Origin of the sequence: Paenibacillus sp. (assembly GCF_035645195.1) — a bacterium.
Classification (GTDB): Bacteria; Bacillota; Bacilli; order Paenibacillales; family YIM-B00363; genus Paenibacillus_AE.
Window position 1 is genome coordinate 45,461 of sequence record NZ_DASQNA010000042.1, and the last position, 23,622, is coordinate 69,082.

Below are 23,622 nucleotides of genomic sequence, written 5' to 3' on the forward strand. Positions count from 1 at the left end.
CGTTAGTTGCCGCCGGCATCGATATACGCCTGCAGTTGTTTCATAATCTCGGCGCGAATGACGTCCAACCCGAGCGCTTTCCACTCTTCATTCGCTTTCCGAGCCTCCGTCCACACGTCTTGAACCAAGCCGTTCTGAGCAATTTGGTAAAACTCGTCGTATTTCGGCTGAACCTTGGCGATTTCGCTCTTCACCGGCGAAGTATCGAATTTAAAGCCGGCGAGCGGCCGCTTATAGTACGTATCCGCCTTAGCCAGATACTCGTAGTACGTCTTCGTCGTTTCGTCCAAATCGGCATTTAAGCGAATGTAGTTCGGATTCCATGTTAATTCATAGCCTGGGAACGTGTGATTTCCAAGCGCCTTGTACGATCCATCTTCCATGGCTTCCCAATGCTTCCCTTCGATGCCCAATTCGAACAAATCATGATTTTCCTGAGACTGGAAAATCCAATCCAGGAATTTCATCACGCGATCCGGGTGCTTCGACGTCGCCGGGACCGCAACGGAATTCGCCGCGACGTAGTCCGTGCCGATGCAGCCTGGCTCGAAATTCGTAAAGCATGGATTATACGAGAAAAACTCCAGCTCCGCTCCAGGCACGCCTGCCTCTAATTTGGTCAAAATCGCGCCGAATTGCGCGCTGTCGCTTTCGAGCGCCGCCGCCTTCCCGGAGGCGAATACGCCGAAATGATCCTTCTGGCTGATCGAATCCGGCTCAAGATACTTGTTCCATGCCGCATATTGATCATAAAACCCATACAGTGTCTTCGGATCGTTGAACGGCGCCGGCAATGTCGCGAATTGTTCGTCTGCATCCCCTAAGATGACCGCGTTCAACACCTTCTTGTAATCTTCCGAGAGAACGACCTGCCAATGCCCTCCGGCTCCGACCGTCATGATCGGCGTCCCTTTCTCGAAGGTAGGTTTAAACATGTTGTAGAAGCCCCGTCGTCCCGAGACAGCAAGCGGAACCATGTTCTCTTCGTTCTCTTGAACCTTAGTAAAATAAGCTTCCAGATCTTCGTACGACTTTATTTCCGGGAGACCGTACTTCTCTCGTAAATCTTTTCGAATAAAGATGCCGTCAGCTCCTCCGAAATATTGGGCGAACGGAACCGCATAAATCTTGCCGTTAATCCGGTTCGCGTCCAGCATCTCCTGAGAGAACGCTTTCTTTAAACCGGGATATTCGTCGTTATTGAAATATTTGTCCAACTCCACATACGCGCCTTGCGGCGCCAACGTACGAAGGTTCGCCCACGGCGCGTCGAACACCAGATCGACTTCTTCGCCTGCCGTCATCTTGAGCTTCACTTTTTCCTTGTGATCGGCGATCGGAGACCACTCGATATCGAGCTTCGTATTCAAAGTTTCCTTCGTCCGGTTCTCGAATTCCGCAAGCACGTCCTCCATCCCCGTCGGACGGTCGCCGAACAACATCACCTTCAAGGTGACCTCTTCCGGGGCGCCCGTTGCGGCAGGCGCGTCATCTCCTTCGACTGCCGTCTAGTCCGTCGGCGCTCCCGCGCTATTGCAAGCGGCAAGCGACACCGCCAACATAGAAGCGAGGGCCGTCTTCAATACATTCTTCATACGTGAACCTCCTAATCATTGTTTTATCGCTAAACCGGCGCTGTCGCCGGAATCAGCCTTTCACGGAGCCAACCATCAAACCTTTGACGAAATATTTTTGCAGGAACGGATAAAGAAACACGATCGGCCCGATCGTCACGACGGCCGTCGCTAACCGCGTCGTGCTGGACGGAACGATGTAGCCCGGCACCGTCACTTGATCCGCGATTTGGGTCGCGAAATCCAAGTTGCGAACCACCTTCATAATTAAGTACTGAAGCGGATGAAGCCGTTCGTCGCCGATAAACAGCATCGCGCGGAACCATTCGTTCCAATAAGCGAGCGCGTAAAACAAACTAATCGTCGCAATCGCGGGAAGCGACACCGGCAAAATAATGCGGAACAAAATATAAATGTCGTTCGCTCCGTCGATTTTCGCCGATTCCGCCAGCGCTTCGTCGATCGTGTTAAAAAAATTTCGCAACAAGAACATGTTCCACGGGTTGATCAGCGCCGGGATGATGAGTACCCAGATCGTATCCTTGAGATGCAAATACTTGGAAATCAAAATATACGTTGGAACCAGCCCGCCCTTAAACAGCATGGCGAAGAAGACGTAAAACGCGATGTGGTTCCGGTATTTCACCGATTTGACCGAGATGGCGTACGCGAGTGCGCTTGTCATAATCATGCTGAGCACCGTGCCGACGCACGTCACGAAAATCGTTACGCCGTATGCGTTGAATACGACGTCCGTCCCCAATAGCAGCTTATACGCGTCGAATGATAGATCCCGCGGAAAGATCGAGTAGCCGTACTTCACCAACGTTTGCTCGCTCGTGATCGATCCGGAGACGACGGTCATGAACGGAACGAGACAATATACTGCAAACAGCGCCAGTACGAAATAAAAAGCGCCGAGCATCATCCGGTCACCTAAGCTGTAGCTGCGTTTCGACAACTGTTCCGCCTCCTTTCGTTAGTAAATCGCCGAATCAGCATTGATTTTCTTGGTGATGTAGTTTGCGGTAACAACCAACGCGAATCCGACGAACGATTGATAAAACCCTACGGCAGAAGCCATGCCCATGTCGCCTAGCTGCATCAATGCCCGGTACACGAACGTGTCGATGACGTCCGTCGTCGGGTACAAGAGCGGATTCGATCCGACGATCGCGTAGATCATCCCGAAATTTCCGTAAAAGATGTTGCCTAGCTGCAGTAAAATAAGCAAAATCACCGTCGTTTTCAGCAAAGGCAATGTAATGTACCAAATTTTTTGCCATCGACTCGCCCCGTCGATCGAAGCGGATTCATAAATATCCGGGTTGATGCCGGCAATCGCAGCCAAATATACGATCGACGAAAAACCGGCCCCATGCCAAAGACTGAGAAGCACGAGCAGCAACGGCCAAATTGCAGGGGAACTGTAGAAAGCAATCGACTCCATGCCGATGGAAGCGAACCAACGGTTCACGAGTCCGTCGCTTGCGAACAGCGTCATCGTAAACATGGACACGACGGTCCAAGAGATAAAATGCGGCAAGATGACTACCGACTGCGCCGTTTTCTTGAACCATTTGCTCCCGATCTCCGAAAGCATGACGGCGATCGCGACCGCCATGATCGTCCCGAACGCAAGGAAGAGCAAATTTAAATAAACGGTATTAAACGTTACCTTCAACCAATCGTTGGATTGGAAGAAAAATTGAAAATTTTTAAACCCTACGAACTCGCTGCCCGCAATTCCTTTGATCGCCTGAAAATCTTGAAACGCGATCACCAGTCCGAACAGCGGCAAATACTCGAATACGAAAATGAAAACGATGCCGGGAATCGCGAGCAGATACAAAAATTTGTTCCGGGCCATCTCTTTCGCGAACGACCGAAGGGCGCCCTCCTTACGGATGGCGGCGGGTCCGGCGTTCCACTTTGTTCCGTTAGCGGCGTTGATCTTCATTGCGCTCCTCCTCCTTCACGGCCCCTAATATAAAGCGTCATCTCATGACTCCGAAAGTTTAAAAAATAACGATGTGTTTGTTTCTTCATTTTTCGAATATAAGAAAACTAAAGAAGTCCCAAGGCCCAGAACGTTAAAAAACGCTTACCGCTCTGCGGCAAGCGTTTCTTCCCCTTTGTCCATTCGGTACGCCTTTCGGTAATGATCGGGCGTTTTCCCTGAAAATCGTTTAAACGAAACATAAAAATAACTGGCGTTGTTCATTCCGACTAATTCCCCGATCCGGTTGGCCGGCAGCTCCGTATGGATCAACATCTCCTGCGCTTTGCGGAACCGATAGTCGTTGATGTACTGGGATATCGATTGTCCCATGCGATCCCTGAATATTTTCCTCGCGTAATTCGTCGATAAACCGACCGCTTCGGCTAACGAGGCGACGGATAAGTTCGGATCCGGATAGTTGGTATGGATCAGTTCCATCAGCTTGTCGACTTGCTCCTCGTGCCTTGACGTCGCCTTCCTGTCGCGGATCGTTACGATTCGACTCGCGAGAGACATGTACCATTCCGTAATTTCGCTCAACGTGTCGTGCCGCCGCAACTGGTTGTGCGCGTCCTGCAGCTCCATAAGCCATTCTTCGCGCGGATCGTCCACCATCTCGATCGCGGTACGCATCGTGATGACCATCAGTTGGTTCAAGCACAACAACACCTCGTCGAAGCGGAACGACCGGATGCGGTCGGTAAATTGTTCGAACGCTTCCCGGACTTTCCCAATATTACCGGACTTTAACGCATCGACGATGAAACGTTCGCATTGCAACGGATATTCGTACGTACGAAACTCGGCAGCATGAATGTCCTCGTACTTGAGCGTTTGGCCTCCTCCGAATACGAGCCGATAATTCGCGGCTTGTGCTGCGGTATTCCAGGCATAGCGCACCTCGCCGAAGGAATGCACGGCCACGCCGACGCCGATCGTCACCGATAGCTTTAGATACTGCTCAATATGCTCACGAATCTTTTCCATGATCCGTTCCGCTTCAACATCGCCGGAAGCATTCCATAATACCGTAATCCTATCTTCCGCATCCTCAATGATTTCCGCCGCGGCTTTCCCTTTCATCGTTTCCTCGGAAATATTGGCGATCGCGAACTTCAACAACGATACGTCCCCCATTCCAAACCGTTCGAGCAACCGGGAATAACCGTCCAATCGGATGACGCTTACCCGAATGTCTCCTTCCGATATGGAGAGTTGCAGACTGCCGATCTTCGCTTCCTCCCCGTTCCACCGTTCACCCCGGCACATCGCTAGCAGCATCGCTTTCTTGGACTCGGGCAAGTGCTGACGTAAATCGGTTTGTAAGCGTGAAATCCGACTCCTCATGCTGTCGACGGAACGGGATATTACGTCGTATTCGGACAGCGATCGCACCCCTTCCGAGGGGGATTGCGGATCAAGCACCTGATGGAGCAACTCATGAATCGGTCGATAAAACCGGCGGGTAAACACCAGTGCGGCAATTACGCCGAGAGAAGCGAATACGCCCGCGATCGCATAGATGAAACGTCGTAAAAAAACGACCCGGCCAAGCGCCCCTTGATAATCGGTGACGCCGACGAAGCTCCAATCGAGCTGATCCGATTTCACGAAAGTCACAAGCGCGGAACGTCCGTCCGCGGTACTAAGAAAATGGCCGGTTTTGGCGGAACTTGTCTTCAGTTCTTGAAAATACGGTTCGGCCCGTATATTCGCATTGAATCGCTCCGGATCGGGATGCGAAATGACGGTCCCGTCCCCGTCTACGATCATGGCGGCGCTCCACTTGTTATCCGTGCCGCGGTTCACGAGCTGCTGCAGCACGTTTTGATTGAGGTTCAGGACGAGCGCGCCGTGCGAAAAACTATCCGGCGTGCTCTCCGAATAGATGACCGTAATCAAATCGTTGTCGTACCTTTGGCCGTATATGGAAAAATCGGTTTTTCGCGACACCAGCCAGCGCCGGCGTTCATCGTTCTTAGAAAGCAGCTGCGTTATCGTTCGATCATAGAATCGATCCAGCTCGCTAGCCGTGGATAACGTAGAGAACACCAAATCGTCTTGAAAATTGTACACATACACGGAATGAACCAATGGACTAAATGACAGCAATTCATTGAGTCGCGTATGGATCCGTCCAATCGCGATTCGATCCAACTCTCTGCCGTACAACGCCTCGGTCACGATCGGGTCGTCGTGAAACACTTGGTAGAAGTATTGAAAGGCATTGTTCATCAGCAGATCCGCGGTCGTGTACGACTGATAGATCGTCTCCTCGGAATGTTTCCGAATCTCCCTTGCGAAATCGTCCGACACCCGTTCCGCCAATAGGACAGAAAATGCAGAGATGAGGAAGGAGCCTAATGCGATATAAGAAAATGCCATCTTGAACATCACCGGCTTTTTTCGATACATTCCGCCGACCTTTTCCCACATGTCCAACCACTCCTTTGCTTGCAAGAGCGCAACGCGAATCCTACATTGTTAGCGCATACATCATTTTCCCACAAGTTTACGGCTTTGCGTCGACTCGGACATCACCATCTTAATTTCACTGCACATTTGTCTTAAAAAACTGCATATCGCACCCTTGGGCCGTGCAATAGAATGGACGTGCGGGGAAGAACGTGTCATGGGGGAATTGAGGATGAGGGATATCTTCGACGTCAAGGATTTTGGCGCCAAAGGCGACGGCGTCGCGGTCGACACGAAGGCCATCCAACAAGCGATCGACGAGTGCTTTCATGCCGGCGGCGGTTTTGTCGTTCTGGCAGGCGGCACGTTTGTATCGGGAACGATTTTTTTGAAATCGAACGTTTATTTGCAAGTGAATCCGTCCGCGACGCTATTGGCGAATCCGGATATCGGCGATTACCCGGACGGGACGCATTACAACCGATATATCAATGAGAAAGACATGGACAAATGCTTTATTTATGCCGAAGACGCTACGAACGTCGGCGTCATCGGTCAGGGCGAAATTAACGGCAACGCCGAGAGCTTTCCGAACGAAGGAAGCATCTATCGGCCGATGATGATGCGGTTCTTGCGCTGTAAAAATATCCACGTCAAAGGTTTGCGACTCTATAATTCTACCGCTTGGACCACGGCCTTCTTGGACAGCGAGAACATATGGTGCGAGGATCTGGACATCCGAAACGATCGCAGGTACAACGGAGACGGTTTGGATTATGACGGCTGTAAGAACGTTTTTATCTCGAATTGCAAAATTTTGGGCACCGACGATAACCTTTGTCTACAGGCCAGCAGCAAAGACTATCCGATGAAAAATGTGCACATCAGCAACTGCCACTTTACTTCCATTTGCGCAGGCATTCGGATCGGTTTAAAATCCGTGGGCGATATCTCGAACGTAACCATCCACAACTGCACGTTCGAGAACGTATGGCGCGAAGGGATCAAAATCGAATGCACCGAGGGCGGCACAATCAGCGATATCGTGGCTCAAGGACTTGTGATGCGAAACGTAACGCGGCCGATCTTTATGATTTTAAACAATCGTCTGGATGTGATCGGTTCTTCGATCGGTCTTGAGGAAATGCCGGAAATCGGCGCGATGGAGCGCATTACGTTGTCGGACATCATCGCGACGGATGACGAGGAGATGTACAATACTCATTATCGCTTTACCGACGATATCATGGGTTGTCCTTCCTTCAACGGAATTCGCATCGATGCTTGCGACAGCTACCCGATTCGCGATGTAACGTTGAGGAATATTACGTATACCTTTGTCGGCGGCGTGAAGAAGGAAGACATCCCCGAGGAATATCCGAAGGTGTGGGATTTGCGGCACGATCATCCGGAGAGAGTATCCGAGAATTACTATCCGACCTGGAGCCGGACGACCTTCATGGACGTCAGGAATGTCGAGCGTCTCACGCTGGACGGGCTGAGGTTCCACGCAATGAAGGAAGACACGAGAGAATCCTATATTATCGAGAATTGTAAAACGTTTAAGGAAGATATCACGGAGTATTAATGTAGAACAAGGGAAGCGAGTAAGCTCGCTTCCCTTGTTATATGGTGATGCCTTTCGTTTTCCTACTTTCCCCGATTATAACTATTTTCTTTTTAATAAAAAAAGCCAGGGGTCGCCCCCTGGCTCTTCGTATTAGCTACACTTGCTGTAGCCGCAGTTGGTGCACGTCTTGCAGCCTTCGCTGTTGATGAGCGAGGCGGAGCCGCAGCCCGGGCACAGGTCGGTGGAGGATGCGATGTCCAGCTTCTTCACGACCGGCGCGGCCGGTGCCGGCGTCGGTGCTGGCGCGTCTTCGAGCTCCTGCGTCGCGGTGACGAGATGCGTTGCCGGCTCGTAGACGGCGCTGGCGTCCGAGTGCTCCTTGTGGAGCTCGAGCGCCTTCGCGACGGCGTCGGCGATCGACTCGACGCGGTTCGGGCCGAAGCCGACAGCGCCGGAGCCGCCGATGCCCTTGAGGTGCTTGATCAAGAGCTCCGTCTTGCTGCCGTGATCCCCGTAACGGAGGAACAAGGAGATGACGCGGCCGAGCGCTTCGGACATGGCGAATACGTCGGAGCCGGCCTTGCCCACGTTCAGGAACACTTCGCTCGGCGTGCCGTTCGCGTCGTTGATCGTGATGTACGCGATGCCGAACGGCGTATTGAATTTATACGTCGCGCCCCGAAGCACTTGAGGACGGCGGTGATATTGCTTGTCGAACACCTGCTGCTGCTCCGGCGTCGCCTTGACCGGCAGCGAGGACGCGATCGCTTCGATCGCCTGAGCTTCGGCAGCCGGAGCTTCCGCTGCTGGAGCCGCCGCTTCTTCCTTCTTCTCTTCGTCCTTCTTCGTGCTGAGGACTTGGACGTCGCGGCTGCCGTCGCGGTAGATCGTTACGCCTTTGCAGCCGAGGTCGAACGCGAGCTCGTACAGCTCTTTCGTCTCTTCGACGGTGAAATCCGCCGGGCAGTTCGCCGTCTTGGAGATGGAACTGTCGACCCAGCGCTGGATCGCCGCCTGCACGCGGATGTGATCCTTCGCGGACAAGTCCATCGCGGTGACGAACCATTCCGGAAGCTCCTTGCCCGGGTTCTTATCCTGCCACTCCTGCGCGATCGGCACGAGCTGCTTGTCGAAGCCGAGGCGGCTTTGACGGTAGTATTCGAACGCGAAGTACGGCTCGATGCCCGTCGACGTGCCGACCATCGTGCCCGTGCTGCCCGTAGGCGCCTGAGTGATGACCGTAACGTTGCGCATGCCGTGCTTCTTGATCGCCGCGCCCACTTCCGGATATACGGAAACCATGTTCTTCATGAAGCCGCTCTGCATGAACTTCTCGTAGACGAAATGCTCGAAGGAGCCCTTCTCGCCCGCGATTTCGGCAGATGCGATATATGCTTCTTTCGCCATGAAGCCGTACAGCTTGTCGAGGAAGACGAGCGATTCCGGGCTGCCGTAGCGAATTTCAAGCTTGATCATGAGCTCCGCGAGACCCATCGTGCCGAGGCCGACGCGGCGCTCGCCCTGCTGGTTCTTCCGGTTCTCTTCGAAGTGGTACGGCGTCTTGTCGATGACGTTGTCGAGGAAGCGCACCGAATAGCGGACCGTCTTCGCGAGATCTTCCCAATCGACGTCATGCTTCGCTTCGTCGTAGAACTTCGACAAGTTGACCGCGGACAGGTTGCAGACGCCCCATGCCGGGAGGCCTTGCTCGCCGCACGGGTTCGTGCAAATGATCGGGTTGAAGTACCACGAGTTGGACATCTGGTTGTAGTATTCCATGAACACGACGCCCGGCTCCGCCGATTTCCAAGCGGATTCGATGATCGTGTGCCAAATGTCGCGCGCCTTCACCGTGCGGTAATGCTTCACCGGCTTGCCGGCTTCCTTCCACTTGTCCAGGTTGCCGTCCCACAGCGCGTCGTAGTCCGGATCCGTCGTGTCCGGGAAGACGAGCTCCCAGTCGAGGTCCTCTTTGACGGCTTTCATAAACCCGTTGCTGACGCAGACGGACAGGTTGGCGTTCGTCACTTGCCCCATCGTTTGCTTGACCGTAATGAAGTCGAGCACGTCCGGGTGCCAATCGTTGATCATGAGCATGAGCGCGCCGCGGCGCGAACCGCCTTGCTCGATGAGGCCCGTCGTATAGCTGAACAGACCGCCCCACGAAACGGCGCCGCTGGAGGAGCCGTTCACGCCGGCGACGATCGAACGGCGCGGGCGGAGCGAGGACAGGTTGATGCCGACGCCGCCGCCGCGGGACATGATCTCCGTCATTTCGCTGAGCGTCTCCATGATGCCGCCGCGGCTGTCGTGCGGCGACGGGATGACGTAGCAGTTGAACAGCGTCAGCTCGTCGCTGGCGCCTGCGCCCGCGGCGATCCGTCCGCCCGGCACCAATTTCCAGTCATCCAAAATGTATCTGAATTTTTCCGTCCATTCTTTCTGCTTCTCCGGCGCTTCCACCGACGCCATCGCCGCAGCGAGGCGATCCCACATTTCTTCCGGCGTTTTCTCGAGCGTGAGGGTGATTTTCTCGACGGTCGTCTCGACCGTGTTGCCGGAACGCGTCTTGACGGTAACCTTGTTCCCTTCGCGCGCGATGACTTCGCCGACTTCTTTCGCCGGGAACTTCGGATCGTCCTTCGTCAAGGCAAGAACGATATCGCCGACTTTCGTGTTGTTGTAATCGGCATCCTTCCGGGCATATCGGTCCAAAAAGATTTTCTCGCTCAGGCCTTCCAATTTCGTCTTCTGCTTCGTTTTCAAAGGGACACCCTCCCATCAAGAATAAACACACAATATAAAGTAACCGCCAGTCTTCGACAAGACCGCGGGAAGACAACACATGAAGTTAAAATCTGCTATGTAGCTACATTACTATATATTGTGTCCGGAGTCCATTATACGTCACTAGATGTTGTAGTTCTAGAAATATTTTTTTTAAATTCGGCAGGAATTTTAAAAATCGCTTCAAATCCCTTACTACAATCGCTTTCATCGCCCTTCCAAAATGCCGCTAGATTCGACATCGTTCGATGTTTGCTTACTACCTTGCGCTTCGGTTCGTTCATTGTAACATACCACAAACGTTATGGGAACATACATTCTTGTTTTTCTGAAAGGAATTGCCGATTTCGCGCCAAAGTAATACTCTAGAGGAAGTCGCACCATGCGAAGCAAGGAACAATGGAACGAAGGAGATCGAAGCGATGGGTACATATGTATGGAACGGCGAGCGGCTGCTGCCGCGCGGCGAAGCGGCCGCGGATATCGAGGACCGTGGGTATACGTTCGGCGACGGCATCTACGAGGTGTTCCGCGTATACGACGGCAAGGTGTTCGAAGCGGAGGCGCATTGGGAACGATTCGTGCGCAGCGCCCGCGAAATCCGCATCGAGCTGCCGTACTCGGCGGAAGCGCTCGACCGGGGCGTTCGCGAGCTCGTGGGGGCCGACGGTCTCGTCGATGGCATCGTCTATTTGCAAGTGACGCGGGGGACGGCGCCGCGGGCGCATCCGTTCCCGGCCGATGCGAAGCCGGTGCTGACGGCGTTCACGAAGCCGCTCGCGCGGCCGGCCGCAATGCTCGAATCCGGCGTGAGCGTCGTGACGCAGCCGGATATCCGCTGGCTCCGCTGCGATATCAAGAGCCTCAACCTGCTGCCGAACGTGCTCGCGAAGCAGGCGGCGACGGAAGCCGGCGCGGCGGAGGCGGTGCTGCACCGCGACGGCGTCGTGACGGAAGCCAGCGCCTCCAATATCGCGATCGTGAAGGACGGCGTCATCCGGACGCATCCGGCGAATAACCTCATCTTGCACGGCATTACGCGCGCCGTCGCTCTGCGGCTGGCCGCGGAGCTCGACCTCTCCGTCGCGGAGCGGCCGTTCACGCTCGAGGAGCTGCGGGAAGCCGACGAAGCGTTCCTGCTCGGCACGACGGTCGAGGTGATGCCGGTCGTCCGCGTAGACGGCGCCCCGATCGGCGACGGCAAGCCCGGCCCGATCACCCGCCGCCTGCAGGAGGCGTTCGTGCGGCTCATTTGACGCCGATAGGAAGACTGCTCCCCGCCATGGAGAGCAGTCTTTCTATTTTGGTGAAGCGCTCGCAAAAAAACCGCTCCCGGCCCCGGGAGCAGTTTACTTAATTATATGAAGAATCTTTCGATAAATCCATGTAAATCTGGTATAATAACACTCCGATGTCGCACAATAAGGATTGTTCGACATTTTCCGCCTAATACGTCAGATGTTAGCATAAATATGAGATTTTGGAAAGGGTCGTCCGAGACTTTAGTCACCCTTGCATAATATCAAGCAGGCCGTCCTCGACGAAGTCGGGGGCGGCTTTTTTCATAAAATCGACCGTGTGCAAATACCGCTGCGTCGTATTGATCTGCACATGCCCCAAGCTGTCCTGCACCTGCTGAAGCGAAGCCCCGTATAAGAGCGCCATCGTAGCGCTCGTATGCCGCAGCCAGTGCGGCGTCACCGGCTTCTCCAGCTGCGCGTCTTCCCTCGCCCGCCGGATGACGCGCTCGACCTGCCGCTCCGTAAGCGGGAACAGCGGCGCATCCGCCTCCGAGGCGTATTCTTCCATATACGCGCGCAGCTGCTGCCAGAGCGCCTCCGGCACTTTGACCTCGCGCATTTTATCCCCTTTGCCCTTCCGGACGGCGAGCCACGTGGAGGCCCCCGTAGGGTCCTTATGAAAATCGGATTTTCGGATCTGGACGAGCTCGGACACCCGGAGCCCGAGGATGACGAGCGTCAGACCGATCAAGTAGTCCCGAAAGCTCCGGCTCCGCAGCTGCGAGAGGAGCTTCGCCAGCTCGTCCTTCGTCAAATAATGGTTCCGGCTCGTGACGGACACTTTCGGCGATCGGATGCACGAGGTCGGATTGATGCGAAAAATGCCGATGTTCGCGTCGCTTCCCCATTTATAGAAGGAACGCAGCGCGGAAACGAACATCGCGATCGTCGCGTTCGACTTCGGCTTGCCGCTGCCGCCGAGCGCGCCGCGGTTGAGAGCCAGCTTGAACGCCTCGATGTCGCGCCAAGTGACGTGCGACAAACGTTTGTCCCCGATAAAGCGCCGGAACAAGTCGAGAGACCGTTTGTAGTTCCGGTACGTGTAGCGCGACCGCTCGAAAGCGGACAAGTAAATGGCCACGATCTGGTCGTCCGTCTCCCTGCCGTCGGCGCTGTAGAGTTGGGTATTTACAATGGAGTGCATTCGGTAACCTCCTTCGTTCGTCGAACAATCCTTATTGTTCGACACTTCGCCAACGCAGGACTCTAGGAGGTGATTCGCAGTGATGCTGGCATTGGACTTGCTTGTACAACTGCTTACGAAAGATCCGACGACTTACGAGCATAGCTGGCGAGTCGCCAGATTGGCTCGAGCGATGGCAGCCTCCATTTCCTTGACCGAAGAAGACACCCACTCGCTGATTCAAGGCTGCTTGTTCCACGACATCGGGAAGCTGCTGCTTCCGAAGTCCCTGCTGCATAAGCCCTCCCCGCTCACCTCGTACGAGGTCGAAACCGTGAAGACGCACGTGAATTACGGAGTGCTGCTGCTGCAAGCCGCTTACGTGAAAGACGTCAAAACGCTGCACACCGTGCAGTTCCACCACGAGCGGTGGGACGGCACGGGGTACCCGCACGGCCGGCGGAAGCATCAAATTCCGCTGTTCGCGCGCATCTGCTCGGTCCTAGACGCTTACGACGTCATGACGATGGATCGCCCCTACAGCCCCGCGTTGGACGCGGAAGCCGCGAGGCGCGAGCTGGCGAACCACCGCGGCACGCAATTCGACGGCGATCTGGTCGAGTTGTTCCTCAGCTTGCCGGAGGCGCTGACCGTTTAGCCTCTCCCTCCGGCGCGCGAGCGGCCGCGGCATCCCGCGCCTGCGGCCGCTCGCATCGTCTTCCGATATCATTCACCCCCATTCGTTCCATCCGGTTGCCGCTCTCCCGCCGGGCCTTGCCGCAGCCAACTCCCCCTCCTCTTTTCCCTAAAAAAAAGAGCGCTATCCCGAAAAGATAGCGCCGCTGTACAATTCGCTTCAGGGTAACCCGGCCGCCATCGCTTTCGCTGCAGGCCCGTGGCTTTGCGTTCCCGTTTTTCAGGCGGGTTTGCCTTATGCCGACGACATCCGTATGTGTTGTACATCCATGTAACTGCATCTTACAATAATGGGCAGCGAAATGGAATATCTCTTCACTCCTGAATATCCGCGACCAAGAACGTATACTCGGCGCATGTATACGCCTCGAATTCGTCCGGCCGGTCCGTCGTCACCAGCTCCAAGCATTCCGCCGTTTTGCGGCGCTCGCGGTCCTCCTCGGCGGCATAGCCGTCTTCGGACGCGTCCACATAGACGATATACTTGCCTTCCTCATACATCACGTCCGTGTAAATCGCCGCGCCTTCTTCCGTGTAGCTGACGATGCGGACGGCGTCTTCGCCGCCGCTGGCCGTCACGGCCAAGAACGCGTCGAATCGGTCCAAATTGCCTGCTTCCCTCGGACCAAGTCCGGAATATACGATATCCCCTTCGTCCATCGGCGGCGGCAGCGCCGTCGCCGGCACCGCGGCGCATCCTGCCGCCAGCGCCGCGATCAGCGCCAGCGCCGCTCCCCATCCCGTTCTCACACCGCGTCACCTCTTGACTATCATTAACGCACTCGCTTTGGAAAAAGTTTCACTTTCCCGCGGACGCGGCGCTACCGGCGAAGGTTCCACTCGTCCGTGCCGTACTTCTCCGCGACGAGCCGCGCCGTTTCGGCTTCTTCGGCGGCGCTCAGCGGCTGCGGCGCGAACCGGACGCCGAGCGAGCGCGCCCAGCCGTCCGCGAACGCCGCCTCGGCGTCGGACGCGGCGACGCCGGCGAGCCCCCGCGCGGCGCGCAGGTCGTTGATCGCCGCCGCTTTGTCGGCGAACGAGGCCGCAAGCCGTTCGCGGAGCCGCTCGCTGCGGAACCGCAGCAGCGAGAACAGCTGCTCGATATCGAGATCGAGCAGGATCGAGCCGTGCTGCAGCACGGCGCCGTGCTGGCGCACTTGGGCGCTGCCCGCCACCTTGCGGCCGTCGACGACGAGCTCATACCAAGAAGGCGAATCGAAGCAGGCGGCGGAGCCCGCCGACGCGTATTTCGCCTTCTCCTCCTCGCTCGCCAGCGACACCATCGCCGCATCCAGCCCGAGCGCCCGGAACCCGTGCACGAGCCCTTCGCTCAGCACCCGGTACGACTCCGTGACGGACGTCGGCAGGCCGGGGTATTTCTCCGGCACCGCGATCGAGTACGTCACTTCGACGTCGTGCAGCACCGCGCGGCCGCCCGTCGGCCGGCGCACGAAGCCGAGCCCGCGGCGGCGCACCTCCTCGAGGTCGACCTCGTCCTCGGCCTTCTGGAAGTAGCCGATCGACAGCGTCGCCGGATTCCAGCCGTAGAACCGGAGCGTCGGCGGCGCCTCGCCGGCCCCGACCGCCTTCATCATCGCTTCGTCCGCCGCCATATTGTAGTCGGGGGCGCACGCCCCCGATCGTACCAATCGCCATTCATTCGTCATTTTCGCATCACCCGTCTTCCATCATACCACTTCCCCCGCCCTCTGTAGCAAGAAGAACGACGCCGATTTCGCCCCCGCGAGGACCTTTTTCGAAGAGAATGCTTGTGATTTCCCCTTGGACGCGGATGCGCCTCGGCTTCGGTTATGAACGGCGAATGATTCGTGCATACTAAGTCGTAACGTTTTCAAAGAGACGGCGGTTTTTACATCCGAGGGGGCGAACAACTGTGCGAAAAACCGTGCTGCCGGAGCCGACGCGCTCCATTAACGACCACCTCGCGCTGACGTTCGACCGATCTTGGCACGAGGCGCTCGAAGACCGGCTTGCGAAGAACGGGCCTTGGGACAACTACACGCATTATCAGCTCGCCTACGAGGCGGAGCAAGCGGCGCTCATTCAAAGTTTCGAAGAATTGCAGTGTTTGCGCCATTTGCCGAAGCTGCGGCCCCTGCCCCACCAGCTGGACGCGGCGAAGCGTGTGCTGCACGACATGCGCGGGCGCGCCATACTCGCCGACGAGGTCGGTCTCGGCAAAACGATCGAGGCCGGTTTGATCCTGAAGGAATATATGATCCGCGGGCTTGTGCGCAAGGCGCTCATTCTTGTGCCTGCGTCCTTGGTGCTGCAATGGGTGCGCGAGCTGAACGCGAAGTTCGGCATCTCGGCCGCGGCGCAGAAGAAGGCGTACATGTGGGAGTCGTGCGACGTCGTCGTGGCGTCCATCGACACGGCGAAACGCGATCCGCACCGCGATATCGTGCTCGGCATCGACTACGACATGCTGATTATCGACGAGGCGCACAAGCTGAAAAATAAGAAGACGACGAACTATCAATTCGTGAACCAGCTTCGGAAAAAGTATTGCCTGCTGCTGACCGCGACGCCGGTGCAGAACGATCTCAGCGAGCTGTACAACTTGATCACGCTGCTCAAGCCCGGCCAGCTCGGCGCGCAGGGCAGCTTCCTCGCGAATTACGTGGCGGACAAACGGATTCCGAAAAACGAAGGCGCGCTGCAGCAGGAGCTGCAGAAGGTGATGATTCGGAACCGGCGCAGCGACGGCGGCGTGCAGTTCACGAAGCGGCAGGTGCAGAACGTGCTGCTGACGCTGTCCGACGAGGAGCAGGCGCTGTACGACGGCGTGACGCGGTTCGTGAAGCAGCGATACGAGGAAGCCGGCGGCGACATCGGCAGCGGCTTGGCGATGTTGACGCTGCAGCGGGAGGTTTGCTCGTCGCGGGACGCGGTGTTCATCACGCTCGTCAATTTGTTCAAGAAGACGGCGGAAGATTCGCCGGTTCGCGCGCGCATTTGGGAGCTCGTGGAGTTGATCCGCGGAATCAAAGCGAATACGAAAGCCGAGCAGGCGATGGACATTATCCGCGGGATCGACGGGAAGGTCATTATTTTCACGGAGTACCGGGCGTCGCAGGAGTATTTGCTGCATTTCTTGAAGGAGCACGGCATTCGGGCGGTGCCGTATCGCGGCGGCATGAACCGCGGGAAGAAGGATTGGATGATGGACTTGTTCCGCAACCGGGCGCAGGTGATGGTGGCGACGGAGGCGGGCGGCGAGGGCATCAATCTGCAGTTTTGCCACCACGTGATCAACTTCGACTTGCCGTGGAATCCGATGCGGATCGAGCAGCGGATCGGCCGCGTCCATCGTCTCGGGCAGACCGAGGACGTGAAGATTTATAATTTGTCGACGCGCGGGACGATCGAGGAGCATATTTTGCATTTGCTGCACGAGAAGATCAACATGTTCGAGCTCGTCATCGGCGAGCTGGACACGATTATCGAGCGGGGCGATTCGCTGGAGACGAGCCTTGCGAAAATCGTGCTCGAGTCGCGGGACGATCGCGAGCTGCGGGCGAAGCTGGACTCGCTCGGGTCGTCGTTCGCGGGCTCGCGCGGCGGTTCGGCCGGAGGCGGCGGTTCGGCGGCGGCGCAGCGGAAGGCGCGCATCGGCGCGCTGCTCGACCGCGTGGCGGTCGACGTGCCGCCGGCGGGCGCTCTTGCGGCGCCGGGCGGCTCGGCGGCGGAAGCGGAGGTGCGGCCGCTGTGAATCCGAAAGACGTGCAACGATTCGTTATGCGGTATTTGGAGGCGACGGAGTGTCACGTGACGGAGAAGTCGCCCGCGCACGTGACGGTGCGGCTGTCGCCCGAGGCGGACAAGGATTTGACGAACCGCCATTATTATTGGAGCTTCATCGAACGGACGGGCGCGACGCCGGAGACGATGACGATGACGTTCGTGTTCGATCCGGAGGCGCGGGCCGCGGCGGTTGCGCCGTCCGCGGGAGGACCCGCCGGCGCTCCGGCGCCGGGGGCCGTCCCCGGGGGAGCTCCCGGGGGTGCTTCCGGAGGCGGCAATGCTCCAGGGGCTCCTGGGGCTCCTGGGGCTCCTGGGGCTCCCGGCGCTCCTGGGGCTCCTGGCGGCGATTCGATTTTAGGGCGGTACTTCGGGTTTACGCCGGCCCCCTCCATGGTCGGCCGCACGCCGTTCGACGAAGTGACGTACGGCAGCCGGCGGCTCGAGCAGCTGTTCGGCATCGTCCGGACCAAGGGCAAATACGTCCAAATGTTCGAAGACGTCCACGTCCCGCGCGGCGCTCCCCCGGCGGCGTTCACGACGTGGCTCGGCGTCAATTACAAGGTCGAATTTTGCTGCGACATGAAACGGGACGAGCTGCACTCGCTCGGCATCTCGCTGCTGACGGGGCAAATCGTGGAGGATTTCCAAGAAGCGCTGTCCTCCCTGTCGCTGACGCCGCGATTGCCGCCGAACGTGCTCGTACAGCGTCCCGTTTGGTCGATCCGACGGGCGATTGCGGCGCTGGAGCAGCATGTCGAGCGCGACATCCGTAACTACAACCACGATTGGGCGGCCGCCGCGAAAGCGCGGCTCGACGACGAGCTCGCCCGCGTCGACGAATATTACGGCGAGCTGCTGCCGACGATCGAGGATCCGGAGCAGCGCGCGGCGGCGGAAGCTCAATACCAGGCGCGCCGGCGCGAGCTGGAATGGCAATATTCGCCACGCATTGAGGCGAATGTCGTCAACGCCGGCATCTTCCATCTCGCATCCGACACGCCGTTGTCGCGTTAGACAAAAGTTCTAATATTTCGCGGACAAGAAGGGACAAACTTTTCGCGCCCTTTCCGATACACTAAGGTTGCGGTCGGGCTTGTCCGCGCTTTCGAACAAAGGAAGGTGACGTATCCCGTGTTACGTTGGATGATATGGGCGACGGCGCTGGCGATCGGCGCGACCGCGTCGGCGGGCGCGGTTCCCCCTTCGCCTTCGCTCTCGCTTTCGGCGACGTCGGCAGCGCCGTCCGCTGCGGTGGAGGTGCTTTCGGCGCCGGAGGTCTCGTTGGAGGCGCAAGTGGATGAATGGATCGCCGAGCTGGCGAAGGACGAGGCGTTCGTCTCTTGGCGAGGCGCGACGTGGCGCAAGGCGCCGCTCGGACCCGGCCAGCATGGGTGGGTCGTATTCGTCAACGGCAAGACCGGTACGCCGGTCGGTTATTTGATCGTGGGCGCCAAGCCGGAAGGCGGGTATGCGCTGCTGGAATACGGCGCCGGCGACGCGCCTTTGTTCGCGCCGGAGACGCTGGAGCGTGCGATGCGCTCCGAGGAGCTGGCGGATGCGCCGTTCAGCGCGAATGCGGCGGTGGAGCTTCTGTATTACGATGCGATGCATGCGTTCTGGAAGGTGTCGGAGGCGGGGGTTGTCCGGTACGCCGACGCCGCGACCGGCGCGTGGCTTCCTATTGGGGAATCGAATGTCGCCCAACTGCGGGCGATGAATTCCGCTGGGGAGTACATTTCTGGGAAGCGCTTGCATATAATGAAAGAACCGGGGGATCCCTACATGAGCCTCGCTTGGCTCGACGCCTCCGATGCTCAAGTTGCGAATTGGTCGGACTTCGTCGCCTGGCTGGATCGATCCGGCAGCGGCGAAGCGATGTATGCGGGGACCGCTTTCGGCGGCGCCGTATTGAACCCCGTCGGGGTGGCGGGCTACCATTGGTGGCCGGTCGCGGACGGCCTCGACGATGCGGGCTCCAAGCTTCAGGGTTTTGTCGCGCTGAAGCAGGAAGGGGTGACGCGGTACGCGCCGCTGGAGGCGCTGCTGGCGACCGGCTCCTTCCGTTGACGAATGGTTTCTCTCCTCTTCATATACACCTATTGCCCTTGGCGGGATTCATTTCCTTCCGAGGGCGCTTTTTTGCGTCTGCCGAACATCATGGACAGCGACATCGGGATCATGCCGAACCACCGCACGGTCCAAGGCTCGCTCGCGCTTTTGCGCAGCTCCCGCTGCCGTTTGCGATCCTCGGCGGGCGTATCGAGATATTGGACGACCCGCTGGGTCACGTATTTGACGATTTCTTCGCCTTTGGCCACGGTCGGACACACCTCCTGTCATGGGAGTATCGCTTTGCGCACCAATAGCTAGTATGACCGAGGCGGCTGTCCGTTAAACGGGATGGTGGATGGTGGCGATCGCTCGTTTATGGCGGGATAGCGGGCATTAGGCGTAAAATCGCGGCTATTTCGTGGTTAGCGGACGGTATGGCGGGCTGTAGGCGTAAAATTGCGGCTATTTCGTAGTTAGCGGGCGGTATGGCGGGCATTAGGCTTAATATTGCGGCTATTTCGTGGTTAGCGGGCGGTATGGCGGGCATTAGACGTAAAATTGCGGCTATTTCGTGGTTAGCGGGCGGTAAGGAACAAATGTCTCTTATTCGGCGGTAAAGCGGCGCAGAGGCGGGCTGTAAGAAACAATTGTCCCTTATTCGCCGGTTGCACGGCACAGAGGCGGGCGTAAGGAACAAATGTCCCTTATTCGGCGGTTATACGGCACAACGGCGGGCGGTAAGGAACAAATGTCCCTTATTCGGCGGTTGGGCGGCACAGAGGCGGGATGTAAGGAACAAATGTCTCTTATTCGGCGGTAAAGCGGCGCAGAAGCGGGCTTTAAGGAACAAACGTCCCTTATTCGGCGGTTGCACGGCACAGAGGCGGGATGTAAGGAACAAATGTCCCTTATTCGGCAGTTATGCGGCGCAGAGGCGGGCAGTAAGGAACAAATGTCCCTTATCCGGCGGTCAGGCGGCACAGAGGCGCTAGCCACCGCCGGCACCAGCCGCGCCCCGCTGGCGCAGCCGGCGGACCGCGCTCAGCGCGCGCGAGCGGCGTAGCGCCGGCCGGCGGCCAGCACGGCGTCGTAGACGGCGCGGCCGACCGCGTGGCCCACGTGCGTCGCCGTGCCCGCGTAGCGCGACGGCGCGCCCCGGCCGGTCGCGACGATCGCCAGCGCGTCGGTCGTCGTGCCCGTGGCGGCCCCGCCGTCGTCCGGATCGCGCGCGCCGAGCTCCGCCAGCGCCGACGCCTTCGCCTCGGCGGCCACGACCGCCGCCCCGACGAAGGCGCCCGGCGCGAGGTCGCCGTCAACGACGGCGACGATGTTGATCGTCCCGGGGAACAGCCCCCCGGACGGCTCCCGCAGACGGCCGGCCCTCGCCGCGTTGCCGAGGCCGACCGTCGCCCAAACGGCGGCGTACCGGCCCGTGCCGGAGCCGATTTCATGCTCCGCGAACCCGACGTCGCTTACGTACGCCGCCGTCATGAACCCGAGCGTGCCGTACCGGTCGAAGCCGTTCCGCGCGAGCAGCGACTGCAGTTCCGCTTCCGGGTCGTCGGACATGTAGCTTTTCAGCACCTGTCGATTGACGACGGCGCTGCAATCCGCCAGAAACCCGCCTCCGACGACGCCCGAGCTGAGCGCTGCGCAAGGCACGCCGAATTGGACGACCAGGCACGGACTTCCGTCGTCCAATCGCCGCAGCGCGGCCCTCACGCCCTCGATTCGCGGCGGGGGCGCCAAGACGCTTTCCCCTCCGCCGGACCCGAAGCCCGAGCCGAAACCATAGCCGGAGTCCGAGTCGAAACACCCGTTCCCGAACTTCGAACTCACTCGCCCGGCTCCTCACGCCCGATGGCGTCGACCAGCGCGGGCGGCAGCGCCCGCTCCTCCTCGATCGGCTGGTACACATAGCGCCGATCCAGCTTCACGAGCCGCCGCGTGCTCCGCTTGCGAATGAGCACCGACGACTCGTCCCACGCGACGACGTATCCGCGCACGTCGTTGTCCCGATTCGCGTCGCGGACGACGCGCAGCAGCGTCCCGTCAATGCGGTACCGATCCAGTTGTTCCTCCGAAATCACGATAGCCATGCGCCCCCTTATGTAGGTATCAATCAAGAAACGAAAAAAGACCCGGCCGCCGCCGAGGTCCTTCTTTCCGCTCCGTTCCGTCTTAGCCGACGTGCTCCTTCGAGTCGTTCGTCTGGTTCTCGAACCAATGATCGAGCACCTTCGCCGACATGACGCGCTTTCTGACATAGTCCGCTTGCTGCTCGGTAAACTGGGAAGTCCAGTCGAACTCGCAATCCTGACATATGTTAACAATGGTCAACAGCTCCGACCAGGCGACGTAACGTTTGTACCAGAAAAATTGAGGATGTTCCACCATGTAGGGGTAGAGGTCATCAAATTCCGTATGCTTACAGTCGACCGTTCGCTCAAAGTGCGTTTTGGCATCCAAGAGCTTCTTCGCCAAATATTCATTCGTAAACGGTTGATTCCCCATCGCGACGCCCTCCTCTCCAAAACTTACTCCCCATTATAAAGCATGATCCAGCAGGATGAAAGAGTTAGACAGGTTGAAAAATGCTGTAAAATACGCGATTGAAACCGTTTCAACGAAAATTCGGCGCCCGAACATTTCGCCCGATCCTCAGTCTTCCGCGAACCGCACCTGCCCGTCCGCCAGCGAAGCGATTCTCGCAAGCGACAGCACCGGCAGCCCGAGCTCGCGCAAATACGAGCCGCCCGGCTGGAACGCCTTCTCGATCGCGATGCCCGCGCCGACCAGCGTCGCGCCCGAACGCTCGACGATGCGAATGAGCCCCCGCGCCGCGTCCCCGTTGGCGATAAAATCGTCGATGAACAAGATCCGGTCGTCCGGCTTCAGCAACTCCCGCGAAATGACGATGTCGGTAACGATCCCTTTCGTAAACGAAGGAACGCGCTCCGAAAAATACTCGCCCTCGTTCATCAGCGCCTTGCGTCTTCGCGCGAAGACGAGCGGCACGCCCAATTCGATCGCCGTCGCGTAGGCGATCGCGATGCCGGACGATTCGATCGTCAGCACGCGAGTCACGTTCAAATCCCGGAACCGCTCCGCGAACGTCCGCCCCATGGCGGCGATCAACGAAGGGTCGACACCGTGATTCAAGAACGTGTTGACACTGAGCACTTGATCCGACAATACACGCCCTTCTTCCAGAATCCGACGCTTCAAAAGCTCCATTGTGAAATCCCTCCGCCGTTTCGCATGGGTTCGAACCATTTTGAATAAAATACCATAACGGAAAAATCGATTCAACCGGAAAAAGCACGCAACTTTTCCCAGTCTTCCCCAGTCTAATAATATAAGAACGTACGAAATGTTGTTTGCGCACACGTGACGCTCGACGGTAGAAACGAAAACGTCATTTTTTACCGCAAATTCGGGAGAAATTGGTGTAAATTCGTCTTTGTGAGGGAGTGCCGTGATGCCGTATAGTAAGAAAGTACCTTTACAGATAAAAACGCGAACGAATTCGGATAGAGAGATGGGTAGGATGAATATGATGAAATGGCTTGGTCTGACGATCGCCGCCGCGCTTGCGCTGCTCGTCGGCTGCTCCGCCTTGGGCACGTCCGGCGAACCCGATCCGGCACCGGAAAGTTCCGCCGCGCCCGCCCCGGTAGCGGCGGCCCCTGCGCAAGAAGCGGACGATTCGGCGAAGCCGGCCGATAACGCGGAGGAAACGAAGCAGAAAAACAACATCGCGGTCGCCTCCCCGCAAACGCAAACGATCGATCCCTCGGCCGAAGAAGACTTGTATATGAACGAGGACGATCGCCGGCAAATGAAGCAGGCGGAGGAAGCGCGCCAGGAGTTCAATCGGCGCAATTACGACGTCGAAGGCGCGTTCGACCCGCTGCACCCGACGCTCATGGGCATCTCGATCGGCGCCGCGGCCGACGGCGTGAAGAAACGGTTCGGCGAGCCGACAGGAACGTATCCGCTGCCGGACGACGAGGTGAGTGCGTCCGTGCTGTCGTATCCGGGGTTTTCCATCGGCGTCCGGGACGACAAGGTGCTGTTCGTCGAAGTAAGCACGCGGAGCGTCAACCCCGGCCTCAACGGCCTGCGGCTCGGCGACGGCAGGGACGCAGCGTTCGCGAAGCTCGGCGAACCGACGGCGGATTCCGAGTTCGTCATCAGCTACGTGGCGAACGGCTCCGTGCTGAAGCTCGATCTCGATCCCGAAACCGGCCAAATTCATTCGATCAAACTATTTCCTGAGGAATAATTCGACAGGCCGCCCCGGACGATGGGGCGGCCTGCTTGTTGATCGT

Annotated in this window: 20 protein-coding genes and 1 riboswitch; of the genes, 7 read left to right on the top strand and 13 right to left on the bottom strand. The window is 57.9% G+C overall.

Translation table 11 applies throughout. The annotated features are described in order from the left end of the window. Positions 1 to 2 precede the first annotated feature (2 nt). The 4 genes from VE009_RS24220 to VE009_RS24235 all read right to left on the bottom strand — a co-directional run bounded on the left by VE009_RS24220 (position 3) and on the right by VE009_RS24235 (position 6,012). Entirely contained in the window at positions 3 to 1,442 is a 1,440-nt protein-coding gene (locus VE009_RS24220) for an extracellular solute-binding protein (RefSeq protein WP_325012328.1), read from the bottom strand. A 205-nt stretch (positions 1,443 to 1,647) separates the two neighbouring features. Further along, the gene (locus VE009_RS24225) at positions 1,648 to 2,535 is read right to left on the bottom strand and encodes a carbohydrate ABC transporter permease (RefSeq protein WP_325012219.1); all 888 of its coding nucleotides are present in this window, start codon (positions 2,533 to 2,535) and stop codon (positions 1,648 to 1,650) included. Between the two features lie 18 nt (positions 2,536 to 2,553). Then, positions 2,554 to 3,444, bottom strand: coding sequence for an ABC transporter permease (locus VE009_RS24230; protein WP_325012331.1), 891 nt, complete (start codon positions 3,442 to 3,444; stop codon positions 2,554 to 2,556). Positions 3,445 to 3,678: 234 nt separating this feature from the next. Next, on the bottom strand, positions 3,679 to 6,012 hold the full coding sequence (locus VE009_RS24235; RefSeq protein WP_325012221.1) for a helix-turn-helix domain-containing protein: 2,334 nt from the start codon (positions 6,010 to 6,012) through the stop codon (positions 3,679 to 3,681). Positions 6,013 to 6,223: 211 nt separating this feature from the next. Between VE009_RS24235 and VE009_RS24240 the strand changes: the two genes are divergently transcribed. After that, the gene (locus VE009_RS24240; protein ID WP_325012223.1) at positions 6,224 to 7,579 is read left to right on the top strand and encodes a glycoside hydrolase family 28 protein; all 1,356 of its coding nucleotides are present in this window, start codon (positions 6,224 to 6,226) and stop codon (positions 7,577 to 7,579) included. Positions 7,580 to 7,711: 132 nt separating this feature from the next. Here the strand turns inward: VE009_RS24240 and VE009_RS24245 are convergent, their stop codons facing one another. Beyond that, entirely contained in the window at positions 7,712 to 10,327 is a 2,616-nt protein-coding gene (locus VE009_RS24245; protein ID WP_325012224.1) for an adenosylcobalamin-dependent ribonucleoside-diphosphate reductase, read from the bottom strand. Positions 10,328 to 10,770: 443 nt separating this feature from the next. Here VE009_RS24245 and dat point away from each other — a divergent pair, with 443 nt between their 5' ends. Continuing rightward, complete coding sequence (gene dat / locus VE009_RS24250; protein WP_325012226.1) at positions 10,771 to 11,604, top strand: D-amino-acid transaminase; 834 nt, start codon at positions 10,771 to 10,773, stop codon at positions 11,602 to 11,604. Between the two features lie 250 nt (positions 11,605 to 11,854). Here the strand turns inward: dat and VE009_RS24255 are convergent, their stop codons facing one another. Next, positions 11,855 to 12,793, bottom strand: coding sequence for a tyrosine-type recombinase/integrase (locus VE009_RS24255; protein WP_325012228.1), 939 nt, complete (start codon positions 12,791 to 12,793; stop codon positions 11,855 to 11,857). An 82-nt stretch (positions 12,794 to 12,875) separates the two neighbouring features. Between VE009_RS24255 and VE009_RS24260 the strand changes: the two genes are divergently transcribed. Next, entirely contained in the window at positions 12,876 to 13,430 is a 555-nt protein-coding gene (locus VE009_RS24260) for an HD-GYP domain-containing protein (protein WP_325012333.1), read from the top strand. A 199-nt stretch (positions 13,431 to 13,629) separates the two neighbouring features. Further along, positions 13,630 to 13,713, bottom strand: a riboswitch (cyclic di-GMP riboswitch). A gap of 70 nt (positions 13,714 to 13,783) precedes the next feature. Here VE009_RS24260 and VE009_RS24265 read toward each other — a convergent pair. Together VE009_RS24265 and VE009_RS24270 are read right to left on the bottom strand one after the other, a co-directional pair. Continuing rightward, positions 13,784 to 14,218, bottom strand: a complete 435-nt coding sequence (locus tag VE009_RS24265) for a DUF4362 domain-containing protein (protein WP_325012229.1) — start codon at positions 14,216 to 14,218, stop codon at positions 13,784 to 13,786. A 71-nt stretch (positions 14,219 to 14,289) separates the two neighbouring features. Continuing rightward, on the bottom strand, positions 14,290 to 15,135 hold the full coding sequence (locus VE009_RS24270; RefSeq protein ID WP_325012231.1) for a biotin/lipoate A/B protein ligase family protein: 846 nt from the start codon (positions 15,133 to 15,135) through the stop codon (positions 14,290 to 14,292). A 227-nt stretch (positions 15,136 to 15,362) separates the two neighbouring features. Here VE009_RS24270 and VE009_RS24275 point away from each other — a divergent pair, with 227 nt between their 5' ends. The 3 genes from VE009_RS24275 (at position 15,363) to VE009_RS24285 (ending at position 19,303) form a co-directional block, all read left to right on the top strand. Further along, positions 15,363 to 17,204 (top strand): DEAD/DEAH box helicase, encoded by a 1,842-nt coding sequence (locus tag VE009_RS24275; protein ID WP_325012233.1) that lies wholly within the window; start codon positions 15,363 to 15,365, stop codon positions 17,202 to 17,204. Next, on the top strand, positions 17,201 to 18,250 hold the full coding sequence (locus VE009_RS24280) for a YqhG family protein (RefSeq protein ID WP_325012235.1): 1,050 nt from the start codon (positions 17,201 to 17,203) through the stop codon (positions 18,248 to 18,250). Before VE009_RS24275 ends, VE009_RS24280 begins: the two co-directional genes overlap by 4 nt. A 117-nt stretch (positions 18,251 to 18,367) precedes the next feature. Further along, entirely contained in the window at positions 18,368 to 19,303 is a 936-nt protein-coding gene (locus tag VE009_RS24285) for a hypothetical protein (protein ID WP_325012237.1), read from the top strand. 29 nt (positions 19,304 to 19,332) lie between these two features. Here VE009_RS24285 and VE009_RS24290 read toward each other — a convergent pair whose 3' ends face one another. The 5 genes from VE009_RS24290 to VE009_RS24310 all read right to left on the bottom strand — a co-directional run bounded on the left by VE009_RS24290 (position 19,333) and on the right by VE009_RS24310 (position 22,525). Next, positions 19,333 to 19,554: a YqzE family protein gene (locus VE009_RS24290; RefSeq protein ID WP_325012239.1), complete on the bottom strand. Its 222-nt coding sequence runs from the start codon at positions 19,552 to 19,554 to the stop codon at positions 19,333 to 19,335. Between the two features lie 775 nt (positions 19,555 to 20,329). Next, the gene (locus VE009_RS24295; RefSeq protein ID WP_325012241.1) at positions 20,330 to 21,127 is read right to left on the bottom strand and encodes an adenosylcobinamide amidohydrolase; all 798 of its coding nucleotides are present in this window, start codon (positions 21,125 to 21,127) and stop codon (positions 20,330 to 20,332) included. Then, entirely contained in the window at positions 21,124 to 21,378 is a 255-nt protein-coding gene (locus tag VE009_RS24300; RefSeq protein WP_325012335.1) for a hypothetical protein, read from the bottom strand. The genes VE009_RS24295 and VE009_RS24300 overlap by 4 nt, the downstream gene beginning before the upstream one ends. Before the next feature lie 91 nt (positions 21,379 to 21,469). Further along, entirely contained in the window at positions 21,470 to 21,802 is a 333-nt protein-coding gene (locus VE009_RS24305; protein WP_325012243.1) for a hypothetical protein, read from the bottom strand. A 147-nt stretch (positions 21,803 to 21,949) separates the two neighbouring features. Next, positions 21,950 to 22,525 (bottom strand): xanthine phosphoribosyltransferase, encoded by a 576-nt coding sequence (locus tag VE009_RS24310; RefSeq protein WP_325012244.1) that lies wholly within the window; start codon positions 22,523 to 22,525, stop codon positions 21,950 to 21,952. 313 nt (positions 22,526 to 22,838) lie between these two features. On the opposite strand from VE009_RS24310, the gene VE009_RS24315 reads away from it, so the two are divergent. Next, on the top strand, positions 22,839 to 23,576 hold the full coding sequence (locus tag VE009_RS24315) for a hypothetical protein (protein ID WP_325012246.1): 738 nt from the start codon (positions 22,839 to 22,841) through the stop codon (positions 23,574 to 23,576). Positions 23,577 to 23,622: the final 46 nt, after the last annotated feature.